Annotated in this window: 13 protein-coding genes; 11 read left to right on the plus strand and 2 right to left on the minus strand. The window is 74.4% G+C overall.

The genetic code is table 11. The annotated features are described in order from the left end of the window. The first annotated feature begins 31 nt into the window (after window positions 1–31). From ABZW10_RS36515 to ABZW10_RS36560, 10 genes are all read left to right on the plus strand, one after another. The gene (locus ABZW10_RS36515; RefSeq protein ID WP_355375287.1) at window positions 32–430 is read left to right on the plus strand and encodes an RNase adapter RapZ; all 399 of its coding nucleotides are present in this window, start codon (window positions 32–34) and stop codon (window positions 428–430) included. Between the two features lie 32 nt (window positions 431–462). Beyond that, window positions 463–837, plus strand: a complete 375-nt coding sequence (locus ABZW10_RS36520; RefSeq protein WP_355375289.1) for a hypothetical protein — start codon at window positions 463–465, stop codon at window positions 835–837. Between the two features lie 116 nt (window positions 838–953). Beyond that, window positions 954–1,430, plus strand: coding sequence for a transcriptional regulator (locus ABZW10_RS36525; RefSeq protein WP_355375292.1), 477 nt, complete (start codon window positions 954–956; stop codon window positions 1,428–1,430). 64 nt (window positions 1,431–1,494) lie between these two features. After that, window positions 1,495–1,851 carry a hypothetical protein gene (locus ABZW10_RS36530; protein ID WP_355375295.1) on the plus strand — a complete coding sequence of 119 codons (357 nt, stop codon included), beginning with the start codon at window positions 1,495–1,497 and terminating at the stop codon, window positions 1,849–1,851. Window positions 1,852–1,932: 81 nt separating this feature from the next. Continuing rightward, window positions 1,933–2,292: a hypothetical protein gene (locus tag ABZW10_RS36535; protein WP_355375298.1), complete on the plus strand. Its 360-nt coding sequence runs from the start codon at window positions 1,933–1,935 to the stop codon at window positions 2,290–2,292. Between the two features lie 124 nt (window positions 2,293–2,416). Next, complete coding sequence (locus ABZW10_RS36540) at window positions 2,417–2,890, plus strand: RNase adapter RapZ (protein WP_355375301.1); 474 nt, start codon at window positions 2,417–2,419, stop codon at window positions 2,888–2,890. A 91-nt stretch (window positions 2,891–2,981) separates the two neighbouring features. Then, the gene (locus ABZW10_RS36545; RefSeq protein WP_355375303.1) at window positions 2,982–3,710 is read left to right on the plus strand and encodes a hypothetical protein; all 729 of its coding nucleotides are present in this window, start codon (window positions 2,982–2,984) and stop codon (window positions 3,708–3,710) included. Between the two features lie 24 nt (window positions 3,711–3,734). Beyond that, window positions 3,735–4,082 carry a hypothetical protein gene (locus ABZW10_RS36550; RefSeq protein ID WP_355375306.1) on the plus strand — a complete coding sequence of 116 codons (348 nt, stop codon included), beginning with the start codon at window positions 3,735–3,737 and terminating at the stop codon, window positions 4,080–4,082. 539 nt (window positions 4,083–4,621) lie between these two features. Continuing rightward, window positions 4,622–5,047 (plus strand): plasmid mobilization relaxosome protein MobC, encoded by a 426-nt coding sequence (gene mobC / locus ABZW10_RS36555; protein ID WP_355375309.1) that lies wholly within the window; start codon window positions 4,622–4,624, stop codon window positions 5,045–5,047. After that, window positions 5,044–7,008 (plus strand): relaxase/mobilization nuclease domain-containing protein, encoded by a 1,965-nt coding sequence (locus ABZW10_RS36560; RefSeq protein WP_355375312.1) that lies wholly within the window; start codon window positions 5,044–5,046, stop codon window positions 7,006–7,008. The genes mobC and ABZW10_RS36560 overlap by 4 nt, the downstream gene beginning before the upstream one ends. A gap of 223 nt (window positions 7,009–7,231) precedes the next feature. Here ABZW10_RS36560 and ABZW10_RS36565 read toward each other — a convergent pair whose 3' ends face one another. Both ABZW10_RS36565 and ABZW10_RS36570 read right to left on the minus strand, forming a co-directional pair. After that, complete coding sequence (locus ABZW10_RS36565) at window positions 7,232–7,759, minus strand: hypothetical protein (protein WP_355375315.1); 528 nt, start codon at window positions 7,757–7,759, stop codon at window positions 7,232–7,234. After that, complete coding sequence (locus tag ABZW10_RS36570; protein WP_355375318.1) at window positions 7,756–8,043, minus strand: hypothetical protein; 288 nt, start codon at window positions 8,041–8,043, stop codon at window positions 7,756–7,758. Before ABZW10_RS36570 ends, ABZW10_RS36565 begins: the two co-directional genes overlap by 4 nt. Before the next feature lie 548 nt (window positions 8,044–8,591). On the opposite strand from ABZW10_RS36570, the gene ABZW10_RS36575 reads away from it, so the two are divergent. After that, window positions 8,592–8,900, plus strand: a complete 309-nt coding sequence (locus ABZW10_RS36575) for a hypothetical protein (protein ID WP_355375321.1) — start codon at window positions 8,592–8,594, stop codon at window positions 8,898–8,900. Window positions 8,901–9,030 lie beyond the last annotated feature (130 nt).

Raw genomic sequence — 9,030 nt, forward strand, 5'->3', positions numbered from 1 at the left:
CAGCCCCCGGAGCAACGGAAGGAACCCGGACATGAGCGCCCTCCAGCCCGTCGAGATCGTCTCCTTCGGCTACCTGCACGGCGAGCCGCCGGCGGACACCGACCTCGTCCTCGACCTGCGCCGTCACTTCCGCGACCCGCACGTCAACCCGGCCCTGCGCTACCTCACCGCCCACGACGAGGAGGTCCGCGAGGCCGTCCGCACGACCCCCGGCATCACCCAGGCCGTCACCGCCGCCGCGGCCGCCGTCCTGGCCTTCCGCTCCGGGCCCTCCTCCGACCGCCACCCCGTGCGGGTGGCCACCGGATGCGCCGGCGGCCGCCACCGCGCGGCCTCCGTCGCGCTGGAGCTGCAGACCGCCCTCGCGGCCCTCGGCGTCGAGGCGACCGTCACCCACCGCGACCTCGCCAAGCCCGTCGTCGACCGCTGACCCGCACCACCCCGACCAAAGGAGAAGCCGGCATGGACCAGCAGCAGCAGACCGCCCTCCCGGACCGCGCGATCACCGGGGTCGTCGTCACCGCCCAGAACACCGCCGACACCGGCGGGCTCAGCGGAGAGCTGGCGCACCTGATCCCGGCCGCGAAGGCGGCCCTGCTGCTGGTCGCCGACGCGATCCGCCGCGGCAGCGCCGACCAGGCCGACATGGTCGAGGCCGTGAAGAGCAGCGGCCTGGCCGACGCCTTCGCCGGCATCTTCGACGCCGCCTCCGACGCGGCGTGGGACGAGCACATCGCCGCCGGCGGCGACGAGTACGACTTCGACGCCCGCCTTCACTCGGACAACCTCACCGCCGTCGGCAGCGACATCCGCCAGGCGATCTCCCCGTACATCTGACAGCGCCACCCGAGGGCGGCAGGCTCGACCCGGAACCCCGGGGCCGGGCCCGCCGCGCGGCCAGAGGCCCCGCCGAATCACGCGCAAACCCGCTAGATAATCCGGAGGATCATCCCGTGGACACCCCCGCCGCTGTCTTCGCCGCCGTGTTCGTCACGCTCTACACCGGCCACCAGGTCGGCGACCACTGGGTCCAGTCGTCCTGCCAGGCCGCCCGCAAGGGCGACAAGGGCCGGGCCGGCCGCTGGGCCTGCACCCGCCACGTGATCGGCCTGACCGCGACCAAGGGCGCGCTGCTGATCCCGGCCGCGCTGCTGCTCGACCTGCGCTTGAGCGTGCTCGGCGTCGCCCTCGGCCTGGCCGTGGACGCCGGCACCCACTGGTGGGCCGACCGCCGGGTCACCCTGGCCCGCCTGGCCCGGCTGGTGCACAAGGGCGAGTTCATGTCGCTGGGCACCCCGGCGCACCCGCACCACCCGACCGACGCCAAGGGCCTGTACGCCCCGACCCTGGGCACCGGCGCCTACGCCCTCGACCAGTCGTTCCACGTCCTCTTCCTGTTCGTCGCCTCCCTGCTCGTCGCCGCCATCTGACCGCCACCCACCAGCAAGCCGACAAGCCAGCTCGCCAGCAAGCCCACTGAGGAGACCCAGACAGATGCCCGCCAAGACCGCGAAGAAGACCATCACCTTCGAGACCATCGCCCACGACCACGGCCCGTACCTCGCCTACCTCGCCTCCCGGCACGACGACGTCGAGGCGCCCGCCGACCCGGCCGCGGCCGAGCCCGCCGCCCTGGTCGACCTGCTCCGCGAGGCGATCTCCTTCCTGGAGCTGTGCCACCGCTGGAGCGAGGCGGAGGAGCTGGAGCCCGCGCTCACCCACCTCGCCGCCGCCCTGGAGGCCGACGAGGAGGACCGGCCGGCCCTGCTGCGGCAGGGCAACCGGGCGCTCAAGCAGCTGTACGACATCGCGAACGACATGGCCATGGACCTGGGCGAGGACCTCCCCTGACCGCCCCCGCCGGTTCGCCGGCCAACCGGCAAGCCAGCTAGCCAGCTAGTCGATCAACACACACCCGAAAGGAACCCGCCCGTGACCTCCGCCGAGCCGACCGAGACCGAGCAGATCACCCACGCCGCCGACCAGGTCCACGCCGGACTGCAGCGCCTGCTGGCGCTGGGCACCCGCACCGCCGACCCGGCCCCGCACCTCGCGGTCCTGCGCGCCCTGTGGGCCCCGCGCGGCAGCGGCGAGCGCAGCATCGTCCAGGTCCTCGCCAACGTCCTCGACACCCTCTCGATCTCCCTCGCCGACACCGACGACGACCGGGCCGAGCGGGCCGCCGACCTCCTGAAGGTGGCCCACGACGTCCTGGAGGACACCGTCGGCGACCACGTCGAGCGCGCCCAGGCGCTGCTCGCCCACCTCGTCCCCCGCCCCGCTGGCGACTGACCAGCGCAAGCCCCGGGGCGGCCTGCTGGCTGGCCAGCTAGCCAGCTAGCCAGTAGCCCGCCCCTCCCGATCGACAACCCCACCGCACAGCCCGGCGGCCAGGCCGCCGACGAAGGAGAGCACGATGTTCCCCACCTCCGGCAACGGCGAGATCTCCGAGGCCCTGGAGCTGACCCAGGTCGTCCTGCACACCATCGGCCTGGCCCACCCCGGCGCCCTCGACCTGATCGACAACGGCCTGTTCTACAACCTGCGGACGGCGCTGCCCGAGGTCGACGGCGCCCTCGCCGCCCTCACCGGGCTCGACCCGCAGGTGCGCGAGCGGGTGCTGGAGGCGCCCGGGGCGATGCGCATCGTCGAGCAGATCGCCGAGTCCGCGAAGGCCGTCCTCGACGGCTACGCCACCGCCCGGCTGCGGCTCGTCCACGTCACCATCGCCAGCCGCACCGGCCGCCACCGCAGCGTCGCCCTCGCCGAGACCGTCGCCCACTACCTGGCCACCGCCGGCGTCCGCACCGAGACCTGCCACCACGACCTCGACCACCCCGCCGGCCACGGTGTCGACGACCTCGTCACCGGTCCGGGCGACCTCGCCTGAACCCGCCACATCCGATCTGCCCGTACGACACGATGACTCCGGGGGCCCGCCGCCGCGCGGCCCCCGGCCCGTTTTCCAGGGAGACCGACCCATGAGCGACACCGCCACCGCGAGCGACACCGTCACCGCGCTCGTGCCCGACATCGACGAGGTCCTGGACCTGCTCCACCAGGTCGACGACCCGCTGGTGAACTACCTCCAGCCGGTCAGCGACGAGGAGAACCCCGACGAGGAGGACTGGCAGATGCCGGAGACCCTCGACGTGCGGGCCGTCGACCAGGCGTGGACCCGCATCCTGCAGGCCCTGCCCGAGCCGCTGACCTCCCACCTGCGGGACAGGCGCGAGGAGGAGCCGGTGCCCGGCAGCTACACCCTGCTGACCGGAGCCGGCTACCAGCGCGCCTCCCTCTACCCGGTGACCGTCGACCGCGCCGACCTCGCGGTGATGACCAACCTCCTCGACCACCTGCGCCGGGCACTGCCGGCGACCCGGCCCGACGACCACCGCGACCTCAGCGAGGCCCTCGACCAGGTCGCCGACCGGCGAACCGACCTCGACAGCCACCTCGGCGCCCGCCGGCACACCTACTCCGACGCCGACGTCGTCCGGGAGCTGGAGGTCGCGCTCGACCTGCTCGGCGCCGTGGACCAGGACGCCGACGCCGTGCTGCTGCTGAAGGCCATCGGCACCCCGCAGCCCGACGCCACCATCGAACTGCGCGGCGAGCAGGCCGAGGCGTACGGGCGGTGGACCGGCCAGCTGATCGGCAAGGTCGCCCGCTCGGCGTCCGAAGCGGCGCTCATCCGCTACGTGGTCTGAAGGGGAGCTGCCACGATGGAGAACATGAGCGGCGAGAGCGAGATGGACGACCTGCGCCACCGCGTCGAGGCCCTGGAGGCCGAGATGGAGCGGGTGCGCGAGCAGGCCGGCAGCGCCCACACCCTGGCCGCCCTCGCCGACCGCGACGCCGCCGAGGTCCGAGCCGTCGGCCGCGCGAACAACCAACTGCTCACCGCGCTGCGCGACACCCAGCGAGAGCAGGGCGAGGGCCTGGCCGCCCTGCAGCGAGCCGTCGAGACGATGGCCCAGGCGATCGGCGGCCTCGCCACCGGGCAGGCCGCCCTCCAGGAGGGCCAGCGGGCCATCCTCGCCGAACTGCGCGCGCTCCGCCGAAGCACCACCGAGGACTGACCCTCACCCGCCCCCAGCGAGCCCCTGGCCATCCGGCCAGGGGCTCGCCGCATGTCTGCGCAATCTTGCTAGATAACTCGACACAAGCGGTGTCGGCCGGTTCCCGGCCCGGCAGGGCGGAGGGGCTCGGCTGCGAGTCCCGGACCGGTTCGCCGCCCGGCCGGGACCGAGCGCCGTCAGCGGAGCCGGCCTCGGCGGCCGTTCCCGTCGGCGCGAGCGCCGATGCCGGAGCCTGGGCGGCTCCGGCATGATGGTGCCCTCGGTCGGCCCAGCACAGCGGGTGCCGCCTGGTCGCCGAGCAGGTCAGGGCGTTGGCCGCCCAGTCCCGCCCGACGACCAGGAGCCAGGTATGCCCCGGCGCTTCGCTTGGGGCACCTGGCCCCCGCCCGGGCCTTCGCTACGCTCGGCTTCGGCGGGGGAGACCGGCCCCGAGGGGGCCGGTCCGGCGCACGGCCCTGGGGGGCCGCGCACCGCGCCGCGGCCGCGCCCAGGGGCGCGTCCGGCGGCACCCGCGAGCGACGAACAGCGGAGGCAGGGACATGGCGGGCGGACGGCTCACCGAGGCAGGGCACCGGACGAACACCATTTCGGTGCGGGTCTCGGACGACGAGCTCGCGCGCTGGGAGGCCGCCCGCGCGCAGACCCCGCGCCGGGAGAAGGGCGCCTGGGTCCGCGCCGTTGTCGAGGAGGCGCTGAGCGGCCACCCCGGGGTGCCCGGCGACGTGCCCCGAGTGCCGGCGGTCAACCGCGAGGTGTACGACGAGCTCGCGTCGATCGGCAACAACCTGAACCAGCTGGTGCGCTACACCCACCAGGACAGCGAGCTGCACCGGGACCTGCAGCAGGCGATCCGGCGGGTCGGCGACGCGGCGCTGGCGGTGCGCGGCATGCGGCCGATGGACGAGGACGACGACCAGGAGCACGACGGCGTCGCCGGCGGCGAGGCCGGGGCCGTCGAGCGGTGATAGCCAACATCACCAAGGGCAGGAAGGCCTACGGCGGGCTCGCCTACGACTTCGGCCCGGGCCGCCAGGACGAACACCTCGATCCGCGGATCGTCGCCTCGACCATCCCGGGCACCTGGCAGCAGGTCGCCCGCACGATCGACCACCACCTCGGCTACCGGCCGGAGATCAAGAAGGCCGTCTGGCGGTGCTCCCTGTCGCTGCCGGACGAGGACGGTGTGCTGCCCGACGCGCAGTGGGCGGAGATCGCCAAGGCGTTCGTGACCGGCATGGGGTTCGGCAACTGCGACTGGGTCGCGGTCCGGCACGGCCAGGACCACGTCCACCTCACCGTCGCCCGGATCGACTGGGACGGGGTGCTGGTCTCCGACCGGTGGGACCGGCCCCGGGCCCGCCAGGTGTGCGACCGCATCGAGCGCGCCCAGGGCCTGGTCGCCGCGCGCAGCCGCTTCCGGACGGCCGGCCCCGGGGTGCAGTCCGGCTCCGAGCTGGCGGCCGCGCGCCGGCGCGGCGTCGAGCCCGAGCGCGAGCGCATCCGCCGCCTCGTCCGCTCGGCCAGGCAGGCCTCCGCCGGCCGCGGCGAGGACGTCTTCGAGCAGCGGCTCGCCGAGGCGGGCGTGCTGTTCCGGGCGAACCGCGCGACCACCGGCAGGATGAACGGCTACAGCTTCTCGACGGACGGCTGGACGTCGCGTGGCGGCGAGCCGGTCTTCGTGAAGGCGTCCGAGGTGGCGCCGGACCTGGCGTGGTCGAAGCTGGCCCCGGTGCTGGCGCGTCAGGACCCGCCGGCCTCCGACGCGGTGACGCCCGCTCCGGCGCCAGGCCCGGTTCCTCCCGCACCCGGAGCCACCCGACAGGGGGCGGCTCGGCGGGCCGACGACGTCGAGTCCCGGGATCCGGCCGCGCGGCTGCTGGCCCACTACCGCGACGCGGCGACCGCCATCGCCGACACCGAGCCCGCCCCGCCCGCGGCGAGGCCTGATCCGGCCCACCGCCTGCTGCAGCAGTTCACCGCCCGCGCCCACCAGCAACCCGCCGAGGACGAGCACCAGGAGGTGCCCGCCGTCCCGGCCTGGACCGAGCGGCCCGCCGGCGACCTCACCGACCAGCAGCTCGCCACCCGGGTCACCGCCGCCCGCGCCCGCGCCCAGCAGCTGCTCGCCGACCTCGCCGCCCGCCGCGAGGACGTCGTCCGCTGGGAGGGCGCCGCCTCCGGGGATTCCGGCGAGGGCGTCGCCGCTCTCGACCGCCGGCTGCAGGCCCTGCGCGAGGCGGCCCACCTTCACCGCCAGGCCGCCGAGCACCGCGCCCTGGCGGCCGAGCAGCACGTCCTTGCCCAGGGCCTGCGCGCCGCCGAGGCCGACGCCGCCAAGCAGTCCCGCCGCTCCCGGATCGTCCTGGCCGTGCTCGGCACCACGAGGGAGGCCGAGAAGACGCTCGCCGAGGAGGCCGGCGCCCGCGCCGCCGTCGCCGAGGCCTTGCGCGACACCGCCCAGCAGCTCGCCGCAGACGCCCTGCAGGGGGCGCTGGCCGCCGCCCCCGGCGTCGCCGACCCGGGCGCCGAGCTGATCCGGATGACCTCCGCCCTGCCCGCCCTCACCGAGCGGGCCCGCGCCGAGGACTCCGCCCGGCACGGTGCCGCCGTCGCCTGGCTGGAGAACGCCCGCACCGCCGCCCGCACCGCCGAGCACCAGCTGGACCAGGCCGTCACCGCCCTGCGCCCGCTCGCCGCCGAGGACAAGCTCCGCGCCGCCCGTGCCCCCGAGCAGAACCGCGCCGAGGAGACCGAGCGCCAGCAGGCCCGCCGCGCCGCCATCGCCCGCAGCCGCTCCGCCACCGGGATCAAGCCCCCGCCCGGCACCGCCAAGGGCACCAGGCCGGCCAAACGCGCCACCCCGCAGCCCGCGCCGAGGCGGCCCGACCCTCCGACCCCGGGCCGCGGCGGGGGACTCGGCCGGTAGGGCGTCGTTGGCACAACCCCACAGCTCACCAGACCCTGCCGGACAGTTCCCTGGCGGACGGTCCCGCCCGGACTCCGCTGACCGAACCCGACAAACCGCCTGTGGTCCCGGGGCCGCTTGCCGCGCCCCGGACCCCAGGCCCCGCGTGGCACCGTCCGGCGCGACACTGGCGCTCACCGGCCGGCGCCCGTACGCGCCGGACAGCACCACGCCCCCGGAACCGTCACTGGGCCGACCGCCTCCTGGCCCGCGAGACGCGGGCACGGCACCGGGCGGAACAGGTTTTCCGGGGCCGACCGCCACGCTCCGTCATGCGTGCGATCCTCCTCTCCCCGCACCCCTCGCACGGCAGCAACAGACGCTCCTCAGCGTCCCGGATCACCTTGGCCACAAGCGGCGGCAGGCCGTCGACCAGCGTTCGAACCTCAGCCTTCAGAGCCGCCCGCCTCCGACCCGCCTCCCCGTCGCCAGCCTCCTCCGCCTGAGCGTCCGACCCCAGTCCGGCAAGCACCAGCCGCTCTAGCTGGGGCCGGACCTCAGGCATCTCAAGGTCAATCAGGTCGTCGAACTTCCTGAACACCTCGGAACGGCTGTGATAGCCCAGGCGGCGCAGTTCCGCCGCGGAGAGGTCCGCCTCGGCCAGCAAGATGCCGACCCTCTCCAACTTCGAGGCGAGCTCTAGAGTGAGCTTCAGGGAGTTGGTGGTGGCCTTGACCCCGGTCGGGTCGGAGAAGGTTCGCTGCCGGGTCACCGCACGTCCCCCTCCACCGGAGCGGCCTCCGCCTGGGCGCCGGCACCCAGATCAGCGGCCGAAGCCACGGGCCCCCGGCGGCCGAACCGCAGAGCGCGGAACGCCATCGCCAGGAAGGGCACCATCGAGGCAATCATGCCGGCGAGCTGGGGAACGACCGTGGTCATGTCGCTCGCGTGCGTCTTGGCCACACACACGCGGACGACATGTCCGATGAGCAGCACCACCATGCCCAGCGCGAGCACGATGGCCAGCGCGGTGACCACCACGATCAGCAGAGCCACGACGGCCAGGGAACTGTCCAACATCTCCTCCAAATACGACGAAAGGCCCCCGTCGTAAGACGGAGACCTTGGGTGAAGTGCTCTCACATATGCAAAAAGCCCCGCCGTCTCCGGCGAGGCTTTCAAGACCATCAGGGCACAGCAATGCCCGACGAGGTCGACTCTCCCACATCCGCCGACGCTCCGTCAAATCCTTGTTACCGCAGGTCAGGGGGCGTGAGGTCGATGCACAGCGAGATCTTTAGTTTTGTGACATACCGGCATCGCAACCCGCTACTGCGCAGTTTCCGCCGACGACTCAAAACCGCTAGATAACCTGTCCAGGACCGCCTTGTCCGGCTACCTGCAGCTTCGGAGAGGAGCGGTGTCGGCGGGGGCGCCCACTCGTTGACCACAGCGTGACCCGTCGTCCGACCGGCCCGGGCCCCGCCGTGCGCGAGGCCCTCGCCGCCGCTCCGCCTCCGCGGCGCCGGCCTGCGTGGCTGCCGCCGGACCCGCTCAGCCGGGCAGCTGCAGCGTTCGCCGAGCACGAGGAGAAAGTCCTCGGCATGGACGCGGACGAGCTCCGCGACGTCGCGGTGTTCGCGCGGTCGATGGGGCAGGACCCGGTGGCCGCGGTCGACCAAGTGGTGCGCGAGGCCCTCGCCGAGCTCGCCGCGTGGGAGACCGACCTCGTCCGCCTGGGCCGGGAGCTGCTGACCGTCGACCCGGACCGGCCCGGCCTGCCGATGGACGTGGTGGACGCCGGCCGGGAGCTGGACGCTCGACTGACCCGGGCTCGGGCCACCGTGCTGGCCTCGGTCTGCGAGTACCACCACGGCGGCGCCGGGCCCGAGACGGGCGAACGGCCCTGGTGAGGAATCAGGGCATCGGCACCGCGAGCTGGCCGGGCAGCACGCCCGGGTCGTCGGCGTCGACCAGGTCGCCGTCGGCGTCGGCGAGGTGGTCGGCGAGCCGGGCCGCCAGGCCGTGTCCGGGGTGCCGCTC

The organism is Kitasatospora sp. NPDC004723 (assembly GCF_040609255.1).
Taxonomy (GTDB): domain Bacteria; phylum Actinomycetota; class Actinomycetes; order Streptomycetales; family Streptomycetaceae; genus Kitasatospora.

Excerpts from the sequence above, each read along its gene's own strand:
- ABZW10_RS36515 (WP_355375287.1), top strand. The coding sequence starts at position 32 with ATGAGCGCCCTCCAGCCCGTCGAGATCGTCTCCTTCGGCTACCTGCAC.
- ABZW10_RS36520 (WP_355375289.1), top strand. The coding sequence starts at position 463 with ATGGACCAGCAGCAGCAGACCGCCCTCCCGGACCGCGCGATCACCGGG.
- ABZW10_RS36530 (WP_355375295.1), top strand. The coding sequence starts at position 1,495 with ATGCCCGCCAAGACCGCGAAGAAGACCATCACCTTCGAGACCATCGCC.
- ABZW10_RS36540 (WP_355375301.1), top strand. The coding sequence starts at position 2,417 with ATGTTCCCCACCTCCGGCAACGGCGAGATCTCCGAGGCCCTGGAGCTG.
- ABZW10_RS36545 (WP_355375303.1), top strand. The coding sequence starts at position 2,982 with ATGAGCGACACCGCCACCGCGAGCGACACCGTCACCGCGCTCGTGCCC.
- ABZW10_RS36550 (WP_355375306.1), top strand. The coding sequence starts at position 3,735 with ATGAGCGGCGAGAGCGAGATGGACGACCTGCGCCACCGCGTCGAGGCC.
- mobC (WP_355375309.1), top strand. The coding sequence starts at position 4,622 with ATGGCGGGCGGACGGCTCACCGAGGCAGGGCACCGGACGAACACCATT.
- ABZW10_RS36575 (WP_355375321.1), top strand. The coding sequence starts at position 8,592 with ATGGACGCGGACGAGCTCCGCGACGTCGCGGTGTTCGCGCGGTCGATG.